Below are 25,289 nucleotides of genomic sequence, written 5' to 3'. Positions count from 1 at the left end.
TAAAGGAGGTTTTATTATCAAACGGAGGGATAAAAACCGTTTTCACTCGAAAACTATGGCCAACGCCTATGACAAGATGTGTCAGCTACTTGTGCCCGGATACGACTTTATGCAGGATACAATGATAGATATATTAAAATTTGAAGATATAAATGAGATAAATCTGCTAGATCTAGGTGCTGGAAGCGGAATTTTGATTGAAAAAGTGCTAAAAGAGTTTCCTGATTCAACATGTTATTACTTAGATTTTTCTGATGATTTTATGCATGTTGCCAAAGAAAAATTAGATAAATATGAAGACAGAATAACTTATATAAAATCCGATTTTTGCAGCAATTGGGAATCACAGCTTAAAGAAAAACCTAATGTAATCATTTCCATGTCTGCAATTCATCACCTTAAAAATGAGAATAAAAGAAAGCTTTATGGAAAATGTTATAAAATACTTCAAGAAAAAGGTTGGTTTTTTAATATTGACGAAATGAAAACATTAAACGAAACTACATACATGAATAGCCTTTATTACTGGATTTATCATGCTGAAAAACAAAAATATGCACTTTCGGATAACCAATTAGGCATATATAATCAGTGGATGGAAAAATTCGACAGCTGGAAAAAACGAAACGTAGAAAATATTCATATTCCTAAAAAAGACGGTGATGATGTCCATGAATCATTTTTAGTTCAATTAAATTGGCTAAAAGAGATTGGTTTTAGTAAGACCGATCTTTTTTCCAAATATTTCTTGTGGTGTATGATTGGCGGTAAAAAAGAATAAATAGTAAATTAAACGGGATTTAAATGACCTATTGGCAATCTAAATTAAATTATAATCCACTTAAAGCACTATTAGAATCGGAGAATGATGCTGTTATTTATTTTACAAAAAGGGATTTAATAGAAGAAGATGTAAAGCCAATAGAGTATTTATGGGATTTTCCTGAAGTCCAAAAAATTCTTAAAAAACAGCAGCCAGACGGTTCATGGAAACCTAAAGGTAAAAATGATGAAAATTCTGAGGTAAAATACTCATTAATTGAAACGTGGCGACAATTCAGGGTTTTAACTCAGCAATATGAGATGAATAAAACCCATTTTGCGATAAAAAAAGCTTCGGAGTATTTGTTTTCATGCCAAACAGATGAAGGTGACATTCGAGGAATTTTAGCAAATCAATACGCTCCTTATTACACAGGAGCTATAATGTACCTTTTAATAAAGGCAGGATATGAAAATGACCCTCGCATAGAAAAAGGGTTTAAGTGGCTTTTGAAAATGCGGCAAAATGACGGAGGTTGGGTAATTGGAAGTCCAGGAATGATTGGCACTAAACTTTCAAGGGACGAAACTAATGATTTAACTTCAAATGCTGAGAGAGAAACCATGAAATCATTTGATCCATTAAAACCATTTTCTGCTGCCGGAACTGGGATGGTTTTAAGAGCTTTTGCTGTTCATCCATTTTACAGAAAGTCTGAATATGCTTTAAATGCAGCAAATCTTTTAAAATCAAAATTTTTTAAAAAAGATAATTGGAATTCTTATAAAAATCCTGATAATTGGGTTAGATTTCAATTTCCATTCTGGTGGAACAACATAATTTCTGCACTAGACTCAATTTCATTAATGGAACTTTCTAAAGATGATCCAGATATTAAAAACGCGTTAAAATGGCTCATAAATCATCAAGAAAATGATGGCTTATGGAAAGTATCTTATTCTACAATTCATAAATCACCAGATAAGAAAAGAACATTTAAAACTAGACTATGGCTTACTTTAACAGTTTGTAGGATTTTTAAGAGATTTTATGAAAATAAAAATCAACTTATATTTCATTGATTTATTAGGTGGAAAAATGATAAGAAATGCAAATAAATCAGATATATCATCAATTACAGATTTATGGGAAGAAATGATGCAATTTCACATCCAAAAAAGCAATTTATATGAAATAAAAGATGATGCACAGGAAATATATTCTAACTACTTAAAAGAAGTGCAAAAAAATGTTAAAAATATATTGCTGGTATATGAAATAAATAATGAAATTGTGGGTTATTTAATGGCCTGTGAATCAATTCAACCTCCTGTTTACAAAGAAACACATATAGGGGATATTATTGACCTATCTGTAACAGAAAAGTACCAGAACAAGGGAATTGGTGAAGAATTATTGAAGGAAGTTGAAAAAATCTTTCAAAAAAGAGGTATTAACCGAATTGAGTGTATGGTTTCCAATTTTAATGAAATATCCAAAAATTTCTGGCTTAAAAACGGTTATAAACCCTACAATATTATGTGTGTTAAAAAAATAGAATAAATTGGTTTTATTAAAATTTTTTTTTATTTTATTTGATATGTTTAGGTTTATGCTTTTTTTACCTAGAAAATCAGATGAAAGAAGATATTTTAAATTAATATCCTTATTCGAAGGCGGTTTTGATTTTCTAACTAAAATATTTACCCACCCACCCTAAGCATTAACCATCTACTAACTACAATACGTTTAATTGATTTATTTCCCCCTATTAACTATCTTTCCATCGCTCATATGGATTGTTTCATCTGCAAATTCTGCTGAAGAAGGGTTATGAGTAACTACAACTACACTTACTCCTTCATTTCTATTCAGATCCTGAAGGATTTGCATTATTGAGTGTGCATTTTTAGTATCAAGCTCTCCTGTTGGCTCATCAGCCAGAATAATTGACGGATCATTAATAAGAGCTCTTGCTATTGCAACACGTTGCTGCTCTCCTCCAGAAAGCTGTCCGGGAAATTTATCATATTTACCTGCTAATCCCATTTTATCAAGAATTTCTTTAGCTTTTTGCGTATCTTCTTTAATCATAGGCAGCATAATGTTTTCTATGGCAGAAAGCTGAGACATGAGGTTAAATCTCTGAAATATAAATCCTATTTCATTCCTTCGAAGTCTCGCCTGCTCTTTAACAGATAATCTCTTGGTTTCCTTTCCATTTATCATGACTATACCGCTTGAAGGCATATCCAGTATTCCTCCAACATGTAAAAATGTGGATTTTCCAGATCCAGAGGGTCCCATGACTGCTGTAAATGATCCTTTCTTCAAAGTGAGGTTCATTCCTGCAAGGGCATTTATCAGTTCATTTCCCATGGTATATGTCTTCCAAACATTTCGAAATTCAAGTACATTATTAGTCATATCTTAAAGCCTCCACAACATTTAATTTTGAAGCTCGTATTGCTGGATATAACCCTGCAAGAACACTCAAGACTGTAGCACCTATAATTACTCCTCCAATTAACCATAAAGGCATCATTCCAGAAATGGATTCAGTAAATTTAAGTATATTTGCAGCAGCAAAAATACCTACAATACCAATTATAACTCCTGTAATTCCTCCTACTAATCCTAATAATCCTGATTCAAAAAGTATACTTCCTTTAATTTCCCAGTTTGTAAATCCTATGGCCTTCAAAACTCCTAATTCTCTTGTTCGTTCCATAACACTGATCAGCATTGTATTTATTACACTTATGATTCCTACAATGAGCGCAATACTTGCAATAAACCCTATAAACATCATTGCCTGGTTAGCCATTTCCTGAACTTTAGCTACTTTTTCAGACTTTGTTTCAACGGAAATACCATTTATCTGTTTTTCCATATCTTCAGAGACAGTTTTTGGGTCTCCATTTGCCCGAACATAGATTGCACTTACCTTATTATCCGTTAACTGCTTTGCAGTATCCTGATTTATGTAAACATAAAGTGCTTGCTCCTCTTTTGATATCCCAGTAACAGTTAATTCCTGATTTTTAACCTTCATTTTACTGCCAATTGCATATCCAAACTTATCTGCTACTGCTTGATTAATTACAACTCCTGCTGTTCCATTTTTTAGTTTTATTTTTTTCCAGTCATTTGTTCCCTCATAGTTAACTCTGATTCCATTTATATCTTCATTAAAGATAGTCACTTCACGGAAATCATAAAGTCCTGGAAAATTTCTAATTTTTGATACCGTTTGAGCATCCATTAAAAGATTTCCACTTGTTGAAGCCGGCAAAACTGCCACATCATACATATATGCATTAGTTTCTGCCTGAACTTCTGAAGTTGCGCCTGCAGTCATACCTAAAAGTACGACAATTGTGGCAACACCAATTATAATCCCAAGAGTCGTCAACACACTTCTAAGTTTTTTTCTACGAATATTGTTAAATGCTAATTTATAAAGATTCATAATTTCACCATAATAAGCACTATTCATCATGCAAATATCTTTTTTTAATTTTTTTTTTGATTGTTTTAAGCTTTTGTACTTTAAACATCTTTTTTTGAAATTAAACGTCTCTAGTGAATGATTTTACTGTTAGTAACTCAAATACAGACTGCTAAGGCCCATTCTCTCATTAGGATATTTATAAATTTTTAACTTCCATTTTACTAAAACCATATTAAATTACCTCCTTTTAGAAAATTTCATTATATTGTAATTAAATAGTTATTTAAACCTATAAAAATAGTTTTTTTAAGAATTTACTGATATTTTCCCCTAATTTTATTCTGTTTTCCCCTAAATTTCCCCTAAATTTCACACTAATTATACACAAATTGACCCAAATTTAAGAAATTAATTATAGAAAAAAAGAGAATAGTAAGAAAAACGTTCAAAGATCATTTAAATAAAAAAAAATATTTTTTAGAATGTTATTTTAAAAAAAACAGATAATTAACTATAACATTTGTAAAATAAGTGTAAGGCAAAATTTAAACTGACTATTTAATGAATAGCATAATCAATAATTAACAATTTTTACAGGGGCTGTATCTTCAACATGACAAATGTTATTGTCAGATTCTCTGAATTCTTCCCTAATTTTCAAAAATGTATCGAAATTTTCTTCCATTTTGTCTGAAAGGAAATACAATGTACCATATCCTTTAACTGTAGATACTACAATATCATTTTCCTCTAAAACTTCAATATGGTACTTTATAGTTTTATAATTTAGAGAAAGCCTTTCGGCAAGTTGGTTAGCATTATACGGCCGATTATTTAGCTCATCTATTATTCTAGCACGATTTAATCCCCCTTTAGTGCCAGCCAGTATCCTCCAAAGAAATTTTTTCATTGAAAACTCCCCTCTCTTTATCTGTTATCATTAGAAACGTTTTTCTGCCCTTTTATGATCCTTAAATTTAATTTTAAGTATTTAATCATTAATTTATAAAGCCATTTAGCTACAAATGCCATAAATACTACTATAACAATTCCTGCCATTGTTAAAAGAATGCCTCCAGCCATTATTATTAAATTATTGAAAAACCCTCCATTTACAGTTGAATGGAAATATTGTGGAAATAGGACTTGCAATAAAGGTGACAACATTGTTAAAATCCCTGAAAAAATCACAGCAATCCCCGTAACAAATAACCCTATAATAATCGCTACAAGTACCAGGACAGGTCCTACTACAAATATCAGATTAAAAATTCCCAATCCTGCCGCAGCCAGTACAGCTTCAAGCATAAGACCTGCAGAAGGTTTATTTTCGGCTTTGTTAATGATGTGTTCTACTTTAATCTGTTTTACAACTGTTTTTGGATCTCCTAATGCTTTTGAAAGTTCTTCTTCGCTCCTGCCTTTTTCTAAACCAATTCTAAAGTGTTCTTCATAATCTGAAAGTATATCTTCTCTATCCTCTTTTGGCATCTCTTTTACCAGTTTGGTAAGTTTTTCCAGATATTCATCCTTATTCATCCTTAAATTCCTCCAAAATATCTTCAGTTTTAGAATATAATAAATTATCAACACCTGTAGAAAATATATCCCATTCTGTAACTAATTTATCCTTTTTTTCTTTTCCCAAGTCTGTAATTTGATAATATTTTCTTGGAGGGCCATCTTGAGACTCTTTTAAGTATGAAATCACCAATTTTTCATTTTTCATCCTCTTGAGAAGAGGATAGATAGTACCCTCAGAAATTGAAATATTTTTTGATATTTCGTCGACCATTTCATAACCATAACAGTCTTTTCTTTCAAGGAGTACTAAAACACAAAGCTCCAGCACCCCTTTTTTAAATTGAGTATTCATAATATCACAGGATTATTACAAGGTACTGTATATTGCAAGGTACTATTTATAGTTTTAGTGTAAAATATCATAGATTTATAAAAAATAAAAAAAATAAAAAAAAATTAATTTTCAACAATCTTTCCATCTAAAACTCTTATTATCCTTTCGGCCTGATTTGCCACAGATAAATCGTGTGTAACAACTATAAGAGTTACATTTTCTTTTTCATGGATTTCCCTTAATCTTTGAAGGATAATCTGCCCTGTTTTAGAATCAAGGGACCCTGTAGGTTCATCAGCAAGAATTATGGACGGATCGTTTGCAAGTGCACGGGCAATAGCCACCCTCTGCCTTTCTCCGCCTGAAAGCTCAGTTGGCCTCCGGTTAACTTTATCTGTTAGCTCCACATATTCAAGCAGCTTTAAAGCTTTTTTTCTGATTTCTTTGTTGGATAAATCCCCTTCATACATCGGTATCTCTACATTTTCTACTACTGTCAAATTAGGAATTAGATTGTGCAACTGGAAAATGAAACCAATCTCTTTAGACCTAAAACTGCTTAAATCTTTGGTTTTATTTAAATCATGACCAGATACATTTATAAATCCTTCATCTCCCCGATCTAATGCCCCCAGCATGTTAAGAATAGTTGATTTTCCAGAACCTGAGGGTCCAATGATTGAAACAAATTCTCCTTTTTTGATATTCAAGTCTATTCCATTTAATGCAGTTATCTTTCCATTATCAAAGCTCTTTTTGAGTCCTTTTATTTGTATAATATTCTGGGTAACATCATATTTTTCATTTAAAGCTTCTAATTCCATTTTAGTCACCATCCTCTTTTTTATCATTCATAACGCAGCGCTTCTGTTGGCGGTAATCTGCTGGCCCTGTAAGCAGGGTAAAATCCGCCTATTAATCCTACAAATACTGCTATTCCCATTGCTTTCAAGAAAGTGTCCATTTTGTATACTGGTTGGATGAATCCATCCATTCCCATTGCCATTAATATTTGAATGGCTACAAGTCCCATTATTATTCCAACAGCACCAGCTACAAGGGTAATTACAATTGATTCTCCCAGAATCATTCCCAGTATGCGCCTGTTTTTCCATCCTACTGCCTTTAAGACACCTATTTCTCTTGTTCTTTCAAATACGGCCATTATCATGGTGTTTATGACTCCTATTCCCCCAATAACTATGGCCAGTAATGAAATCGCCCATGATGCCGTATCAATTGTTTTTAGCCCTGATTCAATCTTTCCAAGGTCTTCAAGAGATTTTACTGTCATTAATTCATTGATATATGCATCATCTATCCTCTTTGTTACATCTTCCAGATTTGCACTTTTATCAATCTTTACAAATATCATCGTGAGTTTATTATCCTTTTTTTCAAGTTTTTGGAGTTTATATAAAGGCATGAATGCTCCACTATCTTGTTGAAGATCTCCTGTTTCATATATTCCTGTTATTTTAAATTTTTGGCCAGATATTTCCATTGTATCTCCAATATTTTTACCTGTTTTTTGAGATGCAACTTTTCCTATTATTATTTCATCTTTGTTTTCTTGAAATTTCTGGCCATTTGTAATTGTTATTCCTCCAAGTGAAAGTTTATCCCCTTTTATACCCATTACTGGGAAGTAAGGATTATTATTTACTGGATAAATCGCGAGTAAAACTCCTACAGCATCTTGAACTCCTGACGTGTTCTTTATATCATCCAGACGTTTTTCATCTATGGAACTAAACATCATGTCTGATACATTTGATTCTACAACCATAAAATCAGATCCACCTGCCTTTAATGTTTCTTCTGTTGAAGATTTAAGTCCATCTGTTATTAACCCGAGTGCAACGATTGTTGCTATTCCTATGGCAATTCCAATTACTGCAAGAGCTGTTCTGGTCTTACTTCTAAATGGATTTTTAGCTACAAGCCCTAAAAATGACATGTTTTTCATCTCCTATTGATTTTACATCCCTTTTCTATATGTGAATAGATGCTCATATGTTCACAGATGAGTTTTTATCTACATGATCCTATATAAATCTTTGCTTAAATTAAATTGAATTTTAATCCATTTTAGTTAAATAAGCCCATTTAAAAAGAGAATATTACAAAATAAAAAAATAAACAATTAAAATAGTAATCAGACAAAATATTCCATACTGAAAGTACCTATCTCCTCACCACGCCATTTTATAACCTTTTTATTGTAAACTTTAAATCCTGCTCTTTTATATAATTTTAAAGCACCAACATTGTCAATAGAAACATCAAGAATTACTTTTTCACATTTCTTATCTTTAGCAATAATAAACGAATTTTTAAGCATATAAGTTCCAATTCCTTTACCTTGATGCTCTTCTGCTACAGATATGTTGCTTAAATAATAATCATCATCTAATTTATCTGTTATTAATAATTTAGTGAGTACAGATCCAATTATTATAATTTTTAAAAAGTCAATAATGCCCATTGCATTAAAAAATGCTTTAATTTCATCAAATCCCTTTATTTCACTGTTACTGTAAGATACTAAAATACCCAGCACATCATCATTCTCATCACAGGCAACATGTATTTTATCGCTTCCAAATGAGTTATTACCAGCTATTATAAGTTTTTGAATGTTTTCTTGGGCTTTAATTTTGTTGCTTCCAAAAAGAGATTTAAATGAGTCTAATTCCGTCTCATAAATCAATTTTGAAACTAAAGTTAAATCATGCTTATCTACATCAAGTTTTACAAATTTCATTTTATTCATCCTAAATAACTATATAAAATACAAATTCCATGTTCATTCTTTTAATAAGCTAATTGTAGTCACCTTGTACTATTAATATCTTTTTCATTAAACCCCTAAAAATTAAAATAAACTTTAATCAAGAAGATGCTCCCATTTACGTCTATTTTTTGAAAATAACCATTTTAATTCCTTATTTTTATTGCAAAACTTATATAATATTCATATCACAAATAAAGATTCATGGAAACCAAACGATTTATCCTCTTAGATATTGATTATGTAACTGAAAACGAGCGTGCAGTAGTTCGGCTCTTTGGAAAATTGCAGGGAGAAGAAAAAGGGAAGTCAATAATTGCTTTAGACAAACATTTCAGGCCATATATCTATGTAATTCCACATGAAAATATGGATGAATGCATGGAGCAAATAAAAACGCTTAATGTGGATGAAGTAAGAAAAGTCCAAAAAAAGGATATTGGTAAAGAAAAAGAACTTTTAGAAGTTATTTTATTCCATCCTCAAGATGTTCCCAAGTTAAGAGAGAAAATATTGGATTTAAGCGAAGTTAAAGAAATTCGCGAACATGATATTCCTTTTTATAGAAGATATCTAATTGATAATGCCCTTTTTCCCATGTCCGAAGTGGAAATTAAAGGAAAATGTAAAGAACGAGGTAAATCATCAAGATATAATTTAAATAATGGAAATTTATGTATTTTTGAGTTAGAAGAGAAACCTCAACCAGTTAATGGTGAAATCATTCCTTTAAGAGTAATGAGTTTTGATATTGAAGTTAGAAATCCCAAGGGAATGCCCAGCGCAGATAAAGACGAAATTATTATGATAAGTCTTGCTGGTAATTTTGGCCTTCAAAAAGTACTTTCAACTAAAAAATCCCCTTTAAATTATGTTGAAACTCTTGAAAACGAAAAAGAAATGTTAAAAAGGTTCGTTGAAATTGTAAATACTGAAAATCCTGATTTAATTATAGGATATAACTCAGATAACTTTGATATCCCTTATATAACTGACAGAGCCAAAAAACTGGGTGTATCTATCAATATAGGTATGGATGGCTCAGGAATCAAATTTCTAAGGCGAGGCTTTGTATCAGCGGCCGTGACTAAAGGACTGGTTCATATAGATCTTTACCCCTTAATGAGACGTCACCTTACACTTGACCGTTATACGTTAGAAAGAGTCTATAAAGAGCTTTTTGGAGAAGAAAAGAAAGATATAGACGGTGATGAAATCTGGAAATACTGGGATTCTGGCGGTCGAAAACTGGAAAAATTATTTGAATATTCTATGGATGACGCTATTGCCGCCTATAAAATTGGAGAAAAGATGTTACCACTAAATAGGGAGCTTACAAGAATTATAGGACAGCCTCCTGCAGATATAAGCCGTATGGCATCTGGACAGATGGTGGAATGGTTTTTAATAAGAAAAGCCCGTGAATACGGTGAAGTGGTACCTAACAAACCATCACAATATGAATATTCAAAAAGAAGAGGCTTAACCTATGTTGGAGGCTATGTAAAAGAGCCAGTTAAAGGCCTTCATGAAAATATTGTTTCATTTGATTTTAAAAGCCTATATCCCAGCTTAATAATCTCTAAAAACATTTCACTGGACACTGTAATAAAAGGTGAAACAAATGAAGAGTATTACACAGCTCCTGAGGTAGGGCATAAGTTTAGAAAGGAACCAAAAGGATTTATACCCTCAATTATAGGTTCTTTGCTTAAAGAAAGGGCAATAATAAAGGATGTAATGAAAAAAACAGATGATCCTTTAGAAAAAAGAGTATTAAATGTACAGCAGGAAGCCCTTAAAACTCTTGCAAACTCCATGTACGGCGTTTATGGTTATGCAAGATTCAGATGGTATAATAGAGAATGCGCAGATGCTGTAACTGCGTGGGGAAGAGATTACATCAAAAACACCATGAAATACGCTGAAAAATATGGATTTCACGCAGTATATGCTGATACTGATGGATTTTATGCCACTTACAAATCTGGCGAAAAAGATAAATAATTTTTAATAATATGAAATCTGTTAAAAAGACTAAATCCTAAGAATGTGTTTAAATGAATTCCTGGAAAAAAGAATTAAAAGTAGATCCGGAACCCCATCTTCTATCTTTGGAAAATAAAGCCATAAATTATTTTACAAACCGTGACATTTTAGATAAAAGAGTTGAATCTATTAAAGTATTATGGAAATTGCCTGAAGTAGAAAAAATCCTCAAAAAGCAACAATCAGATGGCTCATGGAAATATCCTGCCAGTGGAAAACAAATAGGTCAGGTAGATTACAATCAATATCAAACTTACCTGATTTTAGGCGAACTGGTTGAAAAATATGGATTTAATAGAGGGCACGAATCAATAAAAAAGGCTGCGGAATTTCTTTTCCAGTTTCAAACTGAAGAAGGCGATTTTAGAGGAATCTATGCCCATCAATATTCCACTTCATATTCTCCCGCAATTATGGAGCTTTTAATCAAAGCAGGATATGATAATGATCCTCGCATATTAAGAGGATTTGATTGGCTATTATCCATTAGACAGGATGATGGAGGTTGGGCTTTACCCTTTAGAACTGTGGGTTTAAATTTAGGAGATGCTTTCAAGAGCTCAGAACTTATACAGCCAGATAAATCTAAACCATTTTCCCATGTAGTTACTGCAATGGTACTTAGAGCATTTGCAGCCCATTTGAAATACCGAAAATCTGGAGAAGCTAAAAAAGCAGGTGAATTGCTGATCTCTCGTTTCTTCAAAAACGATAAATATCCTGATAGACAAAATAAAACTTTCTGGGAAAGAGTATCTTTCCCTTTCTTGTATACAAACATCATATCTGCACTTGATTCCCTGTATTTTTTAGGTTTTAATACAAATAATCAAGAAATACGCGGAGCATTAGAATTTTTAAGCGACAAACAAAATGAAAATGGAACTTTTAATTTAAGGATTACCCGCGGTAGAGATAAAGATCTACATTACTGGATTTGTCTTGCTGTTTGCAGATTATTTAAACGATATTATAAATAAAAATAAGAATAATGGGTATTAAAATGAATTTAATGGACAAATCAGAAATTAAAGATATTGCAAAAAATCTTGGAGCAGATCTTTGTGGAATAGCAAGTATAGGTAGATTTAATGATGCTCCTAAAGGTCATCATCCCTTAGATATATATTCTAAATGCAAATCTGTTATAGTTTTTGCAAAAAGAGTTCCTACTGGAATTTTGTATGCTGAAAGCTGTATTCCATATACCTATGTGAATGAAGCTATCGCCATAGAGGTTAACATGCTAGGAATCAATCTTTGTCGAATATTAGAAAATGTAGGTATAGAATGTGTTCCAATCCCATCTGACGATCCTTCTGAATACTGGGAAGCAGAAAATCAGCATGCAAGAGGTATTTTATCATTGCGTCATGCTGGATATTTTGCAGGCTTGGGAGTTCTTGGTAAAAACACCCTTTTAATAAATGAAAAATACGGCAGTATGATCCAGATTGGTGTGGTTTTAGTAAATATTCAGCTTGAAAGTGATCCTATGGCCACTTATGAAGGTTGTTTAGAAGAATGCAGCATTTGTATAGATTCTTGTCCACAAAAAGCATTAGATAGTGTTACAGTTAATCAAAAACTTTGCAGGGAATTGTCGAACTTTGTAACAGAAAGAGGTTTTGTTTTAAAGGAGTGTTATGAGTGTAGAAAAGTATGTCCCAACTCCTCAGGTTTATAAATAAATTTTTGGTGTAAAAAAAATGAAAAATAAAGCATTAAAGAAAAAATTTGATGAAATTGCAGATTCCATAAATTCAAAATGTTCAGATAATGGACTTATTTAAATGTTACACAGGGCAAGGTAATGAGAATATTTCCTGCTTGAATATAGAAAAGAAGAGATGAAAGAAGGATTAGAAATATTTAAAAATGGTCTACAATCAATAAGGGATAACATGAAAACTAAAAAAGCACTGATCATAATAGATATGCTCAACGACTTCGTACTTGAAAATGCGCCTTTAGAAGTTCCATCAACACGGAATATCATTCCTGCTTTAAAAAAAGAAATTAAAGAAGCTCGAGAGCAAGAAATTCCCATCATTTATGTTACTGACAGTCATGAAAAAGATGATGTAGAATTTAAAAGAATGAACTGGCCAGCACATGCAGTTAAAGGAACTCCTGGATCAGACATTATTGAAGATTTAAAACCGCGAAATGGAGATATAATCATTCCCAAAACTAATTACTCCGCATTTCACAGTGGAAATCTACATAATGTGCTAAAGGAGCTAGAAGTAGATACTTTGACAATTACGGGTACTGTTACCCATATTTGTGTGCTTTTCATGGCATATGATGGAGTTTTAAGAGGTTATGATGTAGAAGTGCCTAAAAGTTGTGTAGCTGGACAAAATGAAGAAGATGATCAAAGCGCTTTTAAGATTATGCGTGAAGTTCTTGGAGTAAAAGTGATATAAGTTGTGATTAGATGATACATAAAGATTTAAAAGATAAATTTGATTAAAATGCAGAACACTACGATAAAATACGTAAATTAATCATTCCCTGCTTTGATGATCTTTATAATATAACCAAAAATCTTGCTGATTCAGATAAAAAATCCCCTAAAATACTGGATTTAGGTGCAGGAACTGGTTTACTCACCAAATATCTATTTGAAAAATATCCTAATGCAGAATTTACTTTAATTGATTTATCAGAGGAAATGCTTAATGTTGCAAAAAACAGATTCAAAGACATTAATAAATTTGAATATATAGTCGCGGATTATTGTGAGCATTATTTTCAAGATTCATTTGATATAATCATTTCATCTCTTTCAATACATCACCTGGAAGACGCAGATAAAAAGAAATTATATAAAAAGGCTTATAATTCATTAAATAATGGCGGAATATTTTTAAATGCTGATCAGGTTGTTGGTCCAACTCCAGATATTGATAAAAGCTACAATAAAAAATGGATAGAGCAAATAGAAGAAAATAATTTTACTGGACCTGAAAAAGACACAGCTATAGAGCGGATGAAATTTGATAAACCTGCTACAATGGAAAGCAATTTAAAATGGCTTGCTAACTGCGGATTTAAAGATGTAGATGTTTATTATAAATATTATAATTTCTGTATTTTCTACGCTAAAAAATCTGAATAAATTAGCTAAATGTAGGTACAAAATGAATATCAGTTACATTGAACTTAAAAAAAATCAAATAGATGAAATTAAACCATTATGGGAAGAATTAAATAACCATCATGGTGATTTATCAACCCATTTCCCTGAAAGATATGATAAATTCAGTTTTAAAGATAGAAAAAAAGATATATTAAAAAAATCAGAAAATGGAACTTTAAGAATTGATATAGCTAAAGATGATGATACTGAAAGTAATATTGGATATTGTATAAGTTCAATTTCAGATGAACTTATTGGAGAAATTGATTCTATATATCTAAAGGAAAAATACAGGTCTTATGGTATTGGTAATGAATTTATGGAACGTTCCCTTAATTGGATGAATGAAAAAGAAGTAAAAATTAAAAAGATTGTTGTTGCTGTTGGGAATGAAGAATTACTATCATTTTATGAAAAATATGGGTTTTATCCCCGACATATTATTTTAGAACAAAAATAACGAAACGAGGCATTCTATGCAGCTTGATTATAGAATTAGGATAATAACAGAGCATGAAGGAGTCGATTTCTTTGGTGTTGCAGATTTATCCTCTGCTAAAGATGTTATAATCGATCAAGGCGGTTTTTTTGTTGCAGATTATCCTAAAGCAATTTCTATTGGAATTAGATTACCAGATTCGGTTGTTGATGAACTGCCAGACAGAGATAATCGTGCTGTTGCTGTTAATTATAAACACGTATATGACATTACCAATTTACGTCTTGACCTTTTAACATCAAAATTAGCAAGTATAATCCAACAAGAAGGCCATAAAGCGTTAGCTATCCCTGCATCAGAACGTTATGATGACAAACGGATCTGCGCTGTCTTTTCACATAAATTAGCTGCAAATCTGGCCGGTCTTGGATGGATTGGGAAAAGCTGTCTTCTTGTCACACAAGAAGCAGGGCCAAGAGTTCGTTGGAGCACAGTTCTTACAGATGCTCCCCTTGAAATTACTGGAAAGCAACTTAAAGTAAAGTGTGAAAATTGCAATGCATGTGTGGAAATATGTCCGGTAAATGCATTTACTGGAGAGTCTTTTAAGGAAAATGAGCCTCGTGAAGTACGTTATGATGCAAAAAAATGTGAAGACTACCTCTATACTTCAAAAGATCATTCCCAATGGAAAATTTGTGGATTATGTATTTACGCCTGTCCACACGGCAAAAAGTAAAATTTAAGGATTTTCGTATTTTTCAGTGCTTATAATCTCACTTAAATGCTTTCTAGGTCTTTGATGTGGATGTTCATCTGCATATCCTAAAGTAAACATTGCAGGAACTCTGATTCTTTCAGGGATGTTTAAAATGTTCCTAACTTTTTCTTCATCGTAGGCTCCCAGCCAGCATGTTCCAAGGCCCTGTTCTGTAGCTTCCAGTATCATAAATGAGACTGCAATTGCTAAATCAACAGTGTATGCATGTTGACCACACGGCATTATCCTTTCAGATTCTGTTGAACATGCCACAATTGTAACTGGAGCTTCACTAACAAATTTCTGACCATTCGCTGCTTCTACAAGTTTTTCTCTTGTTTTCTTATTTTTTACAATTATAAATTTCCATTCCTGACGGTTTGCAGCTGATGGTGCAATTCTAGCTGCTTCTAATATCATTTCAATCTTTTCATCATCGACTGATGTGTCTTTATATTTTCTAATGCTTCTCCTTCTACTTATTGCTTCAAAAACATCCATAAAATCCCCCCATCTTTTTATAATTTAAGAAATGAAATTCACTCACCACTTTCAAGTAAATTCATTATTTCCTGCTTTAATTGTAAATATTCTGGATCTAATCTGTTTCTAATCCTTTTAATGTTAACATCGAAGATTTTAACAATTTTTCCAGGCCCTTTACTCATTAAAACAACTCTATCTCCCAAGAAAATCGCTTCATCAACACTATGAGTCACAAAAACGATTGTTTTACCTTTATCTTCCCATATTTTTAAAATATCTTTTTGAAGCTGGTTTCTGGTTTGAATATCAAGGGCTCCAAAGGGCTCATCCATCAAAAGTACCTCTGGATCTCCAGCTAAAGCTCTTATTATGGCAATTCTTTGTTTCATTCCACCTGAAAGTTCATGTGGTTTAGATTCTTTAAACTTCTCAAGACCAACAATTTCTAAATAGTCCTCAGCAATTTTATATCGTTCCTCTTGATCTGTTCCTTTCATTTCTAAGGGAAATGCAACATTATCAATCACATTTCTCCATGGAAAAAGAGAATATTCTTGAAATACCATCCCTCTCCTGTAATCTGGTCCTATTACTCCTTCATTATCCATTAAAATTTCACCAGTGCTCGGTTTATCTAAACCTGCCATTAAACGAAGAATAGTAGATTTTCCACATCCAGAAGGACCCAGGATGCATAAAAACTCTCCTTCTTCGATTTTTAGATTAATATTATCCAGTGATTTGAATGCATTTCCTTTGCTTTCAAATATTTTTGAAACATTATTTAAGATTATTTTAGACATTTAGCACCATTTATTTTGAGTTTTTATGATTATTTTGATTTAAATTGTCAAATATTTTAATTTCCGCTCCATAAAACATATTTACTTTCTGCTTTTCTAAATGAATAGTCCAACAAAAATCCAATAACGCCTATGACCAGCATTCCCACAATTACGCCACCTGTATCTATTAAATTCATAGATTGCATTATTAGATAACCTAAACCAGATTTTACAGCAATCATTTCTGCTGCTACAGTACACATCAGCCCTATTCCAATCCCAACTCTCAAACCAGTAAATATTGAGGGTAAAGACGCAGGCATTACAACATTGCTTAAAATTTGGCGTTCTGACGCCCCTAATGTATATGCAGACTCTATAAACACCTTATTTATTCTTTTAACGCCGTCTATTGTGTTAAGAAGTATGGGGAAGAACGTTCCAATGAATATAATAAAAACTGCAGATTCAAATCCTAATCCAAACCAGAGCATGGCAAAAGGTATCCATGCAAGAGGAGGTATAGGACGTAGAATCTGGATGGTTAAATCTGAAAGATCTTCAGCCTTTTTTGACCAGCCTATGATAATTCCTAAAGGAATAGCAATTGCCGCTGCAATAATTAAACCAGTAATGACCCTCGCAAGTGTGGCTATAGTATCAACAAGCAACTCACCATTTTTTATTAATTCTAAAAATGAGTTAAGTACATCAGATGGGGAAGGCAATATATATTCAGGGATTATATTGAATGAAGTTAGTAATGACCATGCCAAAAGAATAAAAACCGGTATTATAATTGATATTAATATTTTTCTCATAAGAATCCCCTATAACTAAAATGGAGTACCTACTGTTTGGTTTTCATAATACCAAATATTAAAACCATAGGTTTCTTTTAAAAATTTTTGGTATTCTCCAATGTCCATAGCATAAACTCTATTAGATTCATTAAGATTAGGGCTATATACTTTTTTATTCCACACAACAAAGGAATGACCTGGAGATTTATCTTTATAAAAACTGGGAATAAATTGTCCTTTTTCATCTATACGAAAAACTAAACAAATTTGAACATCAGTAGCACCTTTGGTTATTAGATATGATTTAAATGCCATTGCCCTATCATTACAATCACCATATCCATTTTTCCAGAACGTTTCAGGAGTTGTCACTTCTGGAGTATAACCATAGGGCATTTCACTAATTTTTGTGAAATAGTTGTAAGTATTAGGGTTTTGTGGAAAAGCCGTGAAAAAAACAGTAGAGGCTATATACCCTAAAAACAGAGATATTATACTTAACACAATTATCTTTTTTATTGTGGATTTATTCTCCATTTTTAATCACATCTAATCTAAGTATATATTAAAGTTTACACTTATAGAGTACATAAATTATTAAACCATTGTTTCAGGTGGTAAAAAGCTTAAATCAAAAATATCTGACGTATTTAATGTTTTATGGTCTACATATCCTAATTGTCTTTGAATATTAACTATCTTTAAATCATTAACTATAAAATCTTCATCAGGTATTGCTAAAAATTTAATATGTTTAAGTATCTCTTTTTCAGTATTAATATCTATATTAAACTGCTTTGACAATATCGATGCAGCATCATCCCTATTACTGTAAATGTAATCTGTTGCATTCTTGTGGATTTTAAGTATTTTTTTAAGTTTATCTGGGTTATTTTGTCTGAAATTATCGCTTGCTATAATAACACAGCATGGATGATTTTTCCAGATTTCATCAGAATACATAAACGTTTTTCCGTATCCTCCAGAACTTGCTCGTGTAACATAGGGCTCCCATATAACGTATCCATCTATCCTCCCCGATTGAAGAGCTTCAGGCATTAAAGATAATTGCATTTCCCTTATATCAATATCTTTGGGGCTAATATTATTTTCTTGAAGTAAATAATTCAGTAGAATATCTTGTATTGAACCTTTAGAGGGTATACACACGATATGGTTTTCAAAATCAGTTATATTCTTAATAGTTGAATTTTGAGCAATTACAATGCCGCTTCCTTCTTCATTTACAGCCGCTACTATCTTTAAAGGCATTCCCTTGTCTATAGCCATTGTTGCAGGTGCTGTTCCCACATATCCAATGTCAATTTGCCCCGCAGCCATGGCTATCACAATATTTGAACCTACATTAAACTGCTGGAGTTCAACATTTATGCCTGCCTCTTCAAACATTCCCTTGACATTTGCAATAGTTAATGCTGAGCTATGCTGGTCATTGGCCAGATATCCGATGCGTACCGTGTCTTTCGGATGATCATTATAACTATAAACTCCAAAAAATGCAATAATCAAGATTAATGCTAAAAAAACTGTTATAATTACCTTATTCATAGATTCAGAAACCTTTTAATTTTAATTCTATTAAACTATTTTAATGTTTGTTTAGCAAGTTTAGCTGCAAAAACACCTGCTCCAAAGCCATTATCAATATTTACAACTGCAATTCCAGGGGCGCATGATTGAAGCATAGCAAAAAGGGCTGTAAAACCTCCTTCACCCACACCATAACCTATAGAAGTTGGAACTCCGATTACAGGCACGTCAACAAGCCCTGTAACAACAGAAGGTAGTGCACCTTCCATTCCCGCCACTACAACGATTGCTTTAACTTCTTCTTCAAGCATTTTTTTTACAGGGGAAAAAACTCGATGCATTCCCGCAACTCCTGCATCATAAGCTACTATTGTTTCACAACCCATCTCTTCGGCTGTGATTCGAGCTTCTTCTGCCACAGGAATATCTGATGTACCTGCAGTTAATATTCCTATTTTCCCTTCTTTCCCTATTTCATGATCTTTAATTACTAAAATCCTTGCTCTCCTATTATATTCTATTTTAAATTTATTATCGCTAAGTACGCTGATTTGAGGCTTTAATAATTCATATCTCTCTTTTGAAAGCCTTGTTACCATTACATGACCATTTTGTGCGCAGTTTAAAATAATTTTCAGTAAATCTTCATCTTCTTTATTTTCTGCAAAGATCACCTCAGGAATACCTGTTCTCAGGTGCCTACATGTATCTATCTTTGCAAAATCCTCTAACTCTTCAATATGTGAAGTTTTAAGCATTTTCTCTGCGTCTTGAATAGATATTTCCTTATCTAAAAGTTTTTGAAGTATTTCTCTCATGATATCACTAATTTTATCTATATCATTATATAATAAGTTAAAATATAAAAATTAATTCACTTATTTTAGATTAATGAGTTTAAAAAATAATTATGCTATGCATATTTTAGAGGTGTGCAATTGAAAAAAGCCAAGATAATAGTGCAGGGAATCGTCCAGGGAGTTGGATTCAGACCTACAGTATACAGAATAGCCAGAGAAATGAAAATCAATGGATCTGTTCGAAATCTTGGAAACAGTGTTGAAATAACACTGGAAGGAGATAAATCTAAAATTGAAGAGTTTGTAGAAAATTTAAAGATTAATAAACCACCAATATCTAAAATAACAAGTTTGAAGATAAATTGGATTGAATCTAAGACAAATGAATTTGATGATTTTATTATCTTAGAAAGCTCTGCCCATTTTTCTGGTTCATCTGTAATTCCGCCAGATGTTGCAGTATGTGATAAATGTCTTGAAGAAATTTTAAATAATTCAAATAACAGGTTTAAATATCCATTTACAGCTTGTACTGACTGTGGACCTCGTTTTACAGTTATTAATTCAGTTCCTTATGATCGTGAGCGAACATCCATGGATGAGTTCCCTCTTTGCGATGACTGTATGATTGAATACCAGAATCCTCTGGATCGGCGTTATCATGCCGAGGCAACATGCTGCCCTACATGCGGACCTTCTGTTTTTTTATACAAAGACAAAATCCTTGATTTAAAAAATCCCATAGAAATGGCTGCAAAACTCATAGATGAAGGTAATATACTGGCAATTAAAGGAATTGGAGGCACTCATCTTGTTTCAAAGACAACTGATGATGAACCTGTGATTAATTTAAGAGAAAGACTTGGAAGATTTAATCAGCCCTTTGCATGCATGTCTCCAGATATTGAAACAATAAAGACATTTGCAGAAGTTGCAGATTTTGAAGAGGAAACTTTAATTTCAAGGAGAAGACCAATTGTAGTTTTAAATAAAAGTAAAGATTATTATTTAGCACCTTCTGTCTCTCCAGTACTTCATAACCTCGGAATAATGCTCCCATACTCTGGATTGCATCATTTACTTTTCCAATATTCAAAGGAACCAGCTTATATCATGACATCAGCCAATATTCCAGGAGAACCAATGCTCACAGAAAATGAGGAAATTATTGGTAAATTAGAAGGGATTGCAGATTATTATCTTTTGCATGATAGAAAAATAGTTAATAGATGTGATGATTCTGTTATTCGGTTTAGAGCAGGAGATTTGGCCTTTATAAGGAGGTCAAGGGGCTATGTACCTGAGCCCTACGATTTTTCAAAGATGGCAGAGGATATAAACATCCTTGCATTGGGCCCTGAAATTGATGTGACCTTTGCACTTCTTAAAGATAAAAAATGTTATGTATCACAGCACATTGGAAATACAACAAAATATGAAACCTACAAATATCTTCAAGAAGCTATAAACTATATGATGAGCATAACCCAGACAGATTCGATAGATGCTGTAGCTTGTGACCTTCATCCTATGTTTTTTACGACTAAACTTGCCCATGAACTCAGCGAAAAATATGAATGTGATATTTTTAGTGTTCAACACCATCATGCCCATGCAGGGGCTTTATTTGTTGATCATGAGATTAATGAGTTGATATGTATTGCTGCAGATGGTGTAGGATATGGAGAAGATGGATCAGCCTGGGGCGGCGAGATATTACATGTTAAAGGGAAAAATTATGAAAGATTAGGAAGTTTGATGCCCCAAAACATGGCTGGAGGTGATTTAACCACCAAATATCCTATAAGAATGGTAATATCAATGTTAAATGATTATTATGAATCTGAAGAGCTTAAAGAACTAATGGTAAATGAATACATTCATTATTTCAAATATGGTGAAAAAGAAATAGATTTAGTCTTAAAACAGCTTAATAGAAACTTTAATATACAAAAAACAACCAGTACAGGTCGCGTACTGGATGCAATTTCAGCAGCACTGGGGATTTGCGGTGAAAGAACTTATGAAGGGGAATGTGCCATGAAACTTGAATCAGTGGCTTATCGCGGTTCAGATACTGTTGATATTCCTGTTGAAATTAAAAAAGATGATGAAATCGCTACTTTAAACACGTCTAAAATTTTAAAAACTGTTTTAGAAGAAAAAAGTGAAGATAAAAGAATTGAAGACATTGCATGCTCTGCACAAAGAGCCGTTGCCGAAGGTCTTGCAAAATTAGCCATAAAAACAGCTGATAAAACTGGTGTAAATGTTATTGGTGGAACCGGCGGCGTATTTTACAATGAAGCTATCAGTAAAACCATAAAAGAAGTTGTAACAGAAAGTGGATACGAATTCATCCAGCATAAAAATACCTGTGCTGGAGATGGTTCAGTGTCATTGGGGCAGGCTGCAATTGCTGCATTGTATTATAAGAAAAATTAGATCTTTATATTTTATAAATGATGATTATTCCTCTTTTTTACTTCTATCAAAAGATTTTCAGCATATTTTTTTGCTTTATCATATTTTTCAATTAGCATTTCAAGGTCTTCAATAATGTCTTCATTTCCCATTCTCAGTTTTTCTTCAATTTGATGCAATTGGGAGAATTCTTCGCCGATAACATTCATTTTAATAGAATCTGGACCTATGAATATATTAATTTCCATATTCTGGGATATACCATAATATTTTCGTGGCCTGCCCCTCTCTATCTTTTGAAATGATGAATTAAGTAGTCCAAGTTCTTCCATTGCCCTTAAATGTTCTATTATTGCTTTTTGTCCTATTTCAAGTTCTCTGGAAATTTGACTTACAAATCGGGGTTCCTGTGTTAAAAGATACAGTATCTCCCTTCTTGTTTTACAGCCCATCACATCAAGTATTGCTTCAAGATCCATGTTTATACCTTTAATGTTAATATAGTAAAAATGATCTATTTTATCACTATCTTTTTATAAACTAAATATGATTAGTGCGAAAGATTTATATAACCTTTTGTAACTATAACCTATTAAAGATTACTATTATTTTTATCACTTCAAAAGGTGACTTAATGACCAAGAAAGACGAATTAAAAACTCTAAAGGCTGATCTAAAGGAGAAAGAATCAGAAATAGAAGATCTAAATGCTCAAATAGGAAAAAAAGATCAAAAAATAGAAGATTATTTCTCTCAAATTCAACGCCTCCAGGCAGATTTTGAAAATTATAAGAAAAGAAATGAAAAAGACAGAAAAGAATACATAAAATTCGCCAATGAAGGATTGATACTTAAAATAATTGAAATATATGAAGACCTTGAAAGAGCACTTAAATCAAGTGAAAATGGTGAAAACCTGAAAGAAGGTGTTGAATTAATATATAAAAATTTAAATGATGTGTTTGAAAAAGAAGGACTTGAAATAATACCTGCTGAAGGTGAAAAATTCGATCCATTCAAACATGAAGCATTAATGACTGAAAATAATGAAAAATATGAAAATGGAATAGTTACAGAAGAACTTGCAAAGGGCTACACCCTTAACTCCAAGGTAATTAAATGTGCCATGGTTAAAGTCTGTAAAAAATAAAAAAACAACTAAATTTCATTTAAATTCATAAAATAATTGCAAAATACATTTTAAAATTGTAAAATAAGAGAAAGGTGATTAAATGGCTAATAAAAAAGAAAAAATTATAGGTATAGACCTTGGAACAAGTAACTCCGCAGCATCAGTATTAGTTGGAGGAAAACCAACCATAATCCCCAGTGCAGAAGGAGCTACTCAATATGGAAAAGCTTTTCCAAGTTATGTTGCATTTACACAGGACGGACAAAGATTAGTTGGTGAACCTGCAAGAAGGCAAGCAGTAACCAACCCTGAAAACACCATAAGCGCTATAAAAAGAAGCATGGGAACAGATAATAAAGTAAATGTAATGGGAAAAGCCTACAGTCCTCAAGAAATCTCAGCTTTCATATTACAAAAAATTAAAAAAGACGCTGAAGCTTTCCTGGGAGAAGAAGTAAATAAAGCTGTAATTACAGTTCCCGCATACTTTAACGATAACCAAAGAACTGCTACAAAAGATGCAGGTACAATAGCAGGATTAGAAGTTGTAAGGCTTGTAAATGAACCTACAGCAGCAAGTTTAGCATATGGTATTGATAAAGAGCAAGAAGAAGAACTGGAAATCATGGTTTTCGATTTCGGTGGAGGTACACTTGATGTAACCATCATGGAATTCGGAGGAGGAGTATTTGAAGTAAGATCCACCAGTGGGGACACCAAACTAGGTGGAACTGATATGGACAACACCATCATGAACCACCTTGCAGATGAATTCAAACGAGAAACTGGTGTAGACATCATAGTTGACGACCAGGCCGCACAAAGATTAAGAGAAGCTGCCGAAAAGGCAAAAATCGAGCTTTCAACCACCCTAACAACAGATATAAACCTTCCATTTATAACAGCAACTGCTGAAGGTCCAAAACACTTAACAACAACACTTACAAGAGCTAAACTTGAAGAATTAGTTGATCCTATCATAAAAAAATGTTCTGGACCAATGGAACAGGCTATATCTGACGCTAAAATGACCAAATCTGACATAAGCAAAATTATACTTGTCGGCGGTCCCACAAGAATGCCTATCGTTCAAAAATTTGTGGAAGACTATATTGGTAAACCAATAGAGCGAGGAATAGACCCAATGGAATGTGTAGCCATGGGTGCTGCAATCCAGGCAGGAGTATTAGCTGGAGAAATCAAAGATCTTGTTTTACTTGATGTAACTCCATTATCTCTTGGAATAGAAACTCTGGGTAACGTAGCTACCAAATTAATTGAAAGAAACACAACAATCCCTACAAAAAAGAGTCAAATATTTTCAACAGCAGCAGATAGTCAGACTTCAGTAGATATCCATGTTTTACAGGGTGAAAGGCCAATGGCACATGATAACACCACCCTTGGAAGGTTCCAGTTAGTAGGAATACCTCCAGCACCAAGAGGAATACCACAAATTGAAGTAACATTCGATATTGACGCCAACGGTATCATGAACGTTTCAGCTAAAGATATGGGAACAGGAAAAGAACAAGCAATCACAATAACTGCATCAACTAAATTATCCAAAGATGAAATCGACCAGAAAGTTAAAGAAGCAGAAATGCATGCTGAAGATGACCAGAAGAAACAAGAGGAAATTGAAGTTAGAAATAATGCAGATTCAATGATTTACACCTCAGAAAAAACCATTGAAGAGCTTGGTGACAAAGTTGATCAAGAACAGAAAACTAAAATCGAAGAGTTAGTTAAAGAACTTCGAGAACTTATCACTGGTGATGATATAGCAACAATTAAAGCTAAAACTGATGAATTAACTAAAATTGTTCAAGAAGTAGGTGCTAAAATCTACCAGGAAGCTCAACAGGCACAACAAGCTCAACAACAATCTGGAGAAGGTGCACAGGACGCTCAAGGAAAGGATTCTGGTAAGGATGATGACACTATTGATGCTGATTATGAAGTTAAAAAATAATTTCATAATCTGCAAATAAAGATAAATAGTAAAAAATCCTATTTACTACTTAAGATTAGAGGAAATTT

The 25,289-nt window shown here is 32.6% G+C and carries 27 protein-coding genes and 1 pseudogene; 13 read left to right on the top strand and 15 right to left on the bottom strand.

Annotated elements, in window-relative coordinates; genetic code table 11:
• Positions 1-55 precede the first annotated feature (55 nt).
• From HZC47_01765 to HZC47_01755, 3 genes are read left to right on the top strand one after another with little or no spacing between them, the layout of a single operon-like run.
• Positions 56-781 (top strand): class I SAM-dependent methyltransferase, encoded by a 726-nt coding sequence (locus HZC47_01765; protein ID MBI5679612.1) that lies wholly within the window; start codon positions 56-58, stop codon positions 779-781.
• A 23-nt stretch (positions 782-804) separates the two neighbouring features.
• Complete coding sequence (locus HZC47_01760) at positions 805-1,845, top strand: hypothetical protein (GenBank protein MBI5679611.1); 1,041 nt, start codon at positions 805-807, stop codon at positions 1,843-1,845.
• 16 nt (positions 1,846-1,861) lie between these two features.
• Positions 1,862-2,326 carry a GNAT family N-acetyltransferase gene (locus HZC47_01755; protein ID MBI5679610.1) on the top strand — a complete coding sequence of 155 codons (465 nt, stop codon included), beginning with the start codon at positions 1,862-1,864 and terminating at the stop codon, positions 2,324-2,326.
• A 195-nt stretch (positions 2,327-2,521) separates the two neighbouring features.
• Here HZC47_01755 and HZC47_01750 read toward each other — a convergent pair whose 3' ends face one another.
• The 8 genes from HZC47_01750 to HZC47_01715 form a co-directional block, all read right to left on the bottom strand.
• Entirely contained in the window at positions 2,522-3,190 is a 669-nt protein-coding gene (locus tag HZC47_01750) for an ABC transporter ATP-binding protein (GenBank protein ID MBI5679609.1), read from the bottom strand.
• Complete coding sequence (locus HZC47_01745; GenBank protein ID MBI5679608.1) at positions 3,183-4,235, bottom strand: ABC transporter permease; 1,053 nt, start codon at positions 4,233-4,235, stop codon at positions 3,183-3,185. The genes HZC47_01750 and HZC47_01745 overlap by 8 nt, the downstream gene beginning before the upstream one ends.
• 556 nt (positions 4,236-4,791) lie before the next feature.
• On the bottom strand, positions 4,792-5,127 hold the full coding sequence (locus HZC47_01740) for a winged helix-turn-helix transcriptional regulator (GenBank protein ID MBI5679607.1): 336 nt from the start codon (positions 5,125-5,127) through the stop codon (positions 4,792-4,794).
• 17 nt (positions 5,128-5,144) lie between these two features.
• Positions 5,145-5,756 carry a DUF1700 domain-containing protein gene (locus HZC47_01735; GenBank protein MBI5679606.1) on the bottom strand — a complete coding sequence of 204 codons (612 nt, stop codon included), beginning with the start codon at positions 5,754-5,756 and terminating at the stop codon, positions 5,145-5,147.
• Complete coding sequence (locus tag HZC47_01730; GenBank protein MBI5679605.1) at positions 5,749-6,093, bottom strand: PadR family transcriptional regulator; 345 nt, start codon at positions 6,091-6,093, stop codon at positions 5,749-5,751. Before HZC47_01730 ends, HZC47_01735 begins: the two co-directional genes overlap by 8 nt.
• 104 nt (positions 6,094-6,197) lie before the next feature.
• Positions 6,198-6,899, bottom strand: coding sequence for an ABC transporter ATP-binding protein (locus HZC47_01725; protein MBI5679604.1), 702 nt, complete (start codon positions 6,897-6,899; stop codon positions 6,198-6,200).
• 23 nt (positions 6,900-6,922) lie between these two features.
• Complete coding sequence (locus HZC47_01720) at positions 6,923-8,035, bottom strand: ABC transporter permease (protein MBI5679603.1); 1,113 nt, start codon at positions 8,033-8,035, stop codon at positions 6,923-6,925.
• Positions 8,036-8,233: 198 nt separating this feature from the next.
• Complete coding sequence (locus tag HZC47_01715; protein ID MBI5679602.1) at positions 8,234-8,842, bottom strand: GNAT family N-acetyltransferase; 609 nt, start codon at positions 8,840-8,842, stop codon at positions 8,234-8,236.
• A 231-nt stretch (positions 8,843-9,073) separates the two neighbouring features.
• Here HZC47_01715 and HZC47_01710 point away from each other — a divergent pair, with 231 nt between their 5' ends.
• From HZC47_01710 to HZC47_01680, 7 genes and pseudogenes are all read left to right on the top strand, one after another.
• Positions 9,074-10,876 (top strand): ribonuclease H-like domain-containing protein, encoded by a 1,803-nt coding sequence (locus HZC47_01710; GenBank protein MBI5679601.1) that lies wholly within the window; start codon positions 9,074-9,076, stop codon positions 10,874-10,876.
• Between the two features lie 53 nt (positions 10,877-10,929).
• Positions 10,930-11,898 carry a hypothetical protein gene (locus HZC47_01705; protein MBI5679600.1) on the top strand — a complete coding sequence of 323 codons (969 nt, stop codon included), beginning with the start codon at positions 10,930-10,932 and terminating at the stop codon, positions 11,896-11,898.
• Positions 11,899-11,930: 32 nt separating this feature from the next.
• Positions 11,931-12,605 carry an epoxyqueuosine reductase gene (locus tag HZC47_01700; GenBank protein ID MBI5679599.1) on the top strand — a complete coding sequence of 225 codons (675 nt, stop codon included), beginning with the start codon at positions 11,931-11,933 and terminating at the stop codon, positions 12,603-12,605.
• 217 nt (positions 12,606-12,822) lie between these two features.
• On the top strand, positions 12,823-13,350 hold the full coding sequence (locus HZC47_01695) for a cysteine hydrolase (protein ID MBI5679598.1): 528 nt from the start codon (positions 12,823-12,825) through the stop codon (positions 13,348-13,350).
• An 11-nt stretch (positions 13,351-13,361) separates the two neighbouring features.
• Positions 13,362-14,045: pseudogene (locus tag HZC47_01690) on the top strand (class I SAM-dependent methyltransferase).
• Positions 14,046-14,067: 22 nt separating this feature from the next.
• A complete protein-coding gene (locus HZC47_01685; GenBank protein MBI5679597.1) occupies positions 14,068-14,526 on the top strand; it encodes a GNAT family N-acetyltransferase in 459 nt (152 codons plus the stop codon).
• Between the two features lie 16 nt (positions 14,527-14,542).
• Positions 14,543-15,244, top strand: coding sequence for an epoxyqueuosine reductase (locus HZC47_01680; GenBank protein ID MBI5679596.1), 702 nt, complete (start codon positions 14,543-14,545; stop codon positions 15,242-15,244).
• Between the two features lie 3 nt (positions 15,245-15,247).
• Here the strand turns inward: HZC47_01680 and HZC47_01675 are convergent, their stop codons facing one another.
• The 6 genes from HZC47_01675 to larB are packed head-to-tail and all read right to left on the bottom strand — an operon-like array spanning position 15,248 to position 19,708.
• Positions 15,248-15,766 (bottom strand): nitroreductase family protein, encoded by a 519-nt coding sequence (locus tag HZC47_01675; GenBank protein ID MBI5679595.1) that lies wholly within the window; start codon positions 15,764-15,766, stop codon positions 15,248-15,250.
• Positions 15,767-15,804: 38 nt separating this feature from the next.
• Complete coding sequence (locus HZC47_01670) at positions 15,805-16,554, bottom strand: ABC transporter ATP-binding protein (GenBank protein ID MBI5679594.1); 750 nt, start codon at positions 16,552-16,554, stop codon at positions 15,805-15,807.
• Positions 16,555-16,610: 56 nt separating this feature from the next.
• Positions 16,611-17,357 (bottom strand): ABC transporter permease, encoded by a 747-nt coding sequence (locus HZC47_01665; protein MBI5679593.1) that lies wholly within the window; start codon positions 17,355-17,357, stop codon positions 16,611-16,613.
• A 15-nt stretch (positions 17,358-17,372) separates the two neighbouring features.
• Positions 17,373-17,876 carry a hypothetical protein gene (locus HZC47_01660; GenBank protein ID MBI5679592.1) on the bottom strand — a complete coding sequence of 168 codons (504 nt, stop codon included), beginning with the start codon at positions 17,874-17,876 and terminating at the stop codon, positions 17,373-17,375.
• 60 nt (positions 17,877-17,936) lie between these two features.
• Complete coding sequence (locus HZC47_01655) at positions 17,937-18,908, bottom strand: ABC transporter substrate-binding protein (GenBank protein ID MBI5679591.1); 972 nt, start codon at positions 18,906-18,908, stop codon at positions 17,937-17,939.
• A 35-nt stretch (positions 18,909-18,943) separates the two neighbouring features.
• A complete protein-coding gene (gene larB / locus HZC47_01650) occupies positions 18,944-19,708 on the bottom strand; it encodes a nickel pincer cofactor biosynthesis protein LarB (GenBank protein MBI5679590.1) in 765 nt (254 codons plus the stop codon).
• 120 nt (positions 19,709-19,828) lie between these two features.
• On the opposite strand from larB, the gene hypF reads away from it, so the two are divergent.
• The gene (gene hypF / locus HZC47_01645) at positions 19,829-22,135 is read left to right on the top strand and encodes a carbamoyltransferase HypF (protein MBI5679589.1); all 2,307 of its coding nucleotides are present in this window, start codon (positions 19,829-19,831) and stop codon (positions 22,133-22,135) included.
• Positions 22,136-22,146: 11 nt separating this feature from the next.
• Here the strand turns inward: hypF and HZC47_01640 are convergent, their stop codons facing one another.
• Positions 22,147-22,593 carry an ArsR family transcriptional regulator gene (locus HZC47_01640; protein MBI5679588.1) on the bottom strand — a complete coding sequence of 149 codons (447 nt, stop codon included), beginning with the start codon at positions 22,591-22,593 and terminating at the stop codon, positions 22,147-22,149.
• A 155-nt stretch (positions 22,594-22,748) separates the two neighbouring features.
• Here HZC47_01640 and grpE point away from each other — a divergent pair, with 155 nt between their 5' ends.
• Both grpE and dnaK read left to right on the top strand, forming a co-directional pair.
• Positions 22,749-23,264: a nucleotide exchange factor GrpE gene (gene grpE / locus HZC47_01635; protein ID MBI5679587.1), complete on the top strand. Its 516-nt coding sequence runs from the start codon at positions 22,749-22,751 to the stop codon at positions 23,262-23,264.
• Between the two features lie 82 nt (positions 23,265-23,346).
• Complete coding sequence (gene dnaK / locus HZC47_01630; GenBank protein ID MBI5679586.1) at positions 23,347-25,221, top strand: molecular chaperone DnaK; 1,875 nt, start codon at positions 23,347-23,349, stop codon at positions 25,219-25,221.
• Positions 25,222-25,289 lie beyond the last annotated feature (68 nt).

The organism is Methanobacterium sp. (assembly GCA_016222945.1).
Lineage (GTDB): Archaea > Methanobacteriota > Methanobacteria > Methanobacteriales > Methanobacteriaceae > Methanobacterium_D.
The sequence above is the reverse complement of the archived record's forward strand: the minus strand, read 5'-3'. Positions and strand labels throughout refer to the sequence as shown.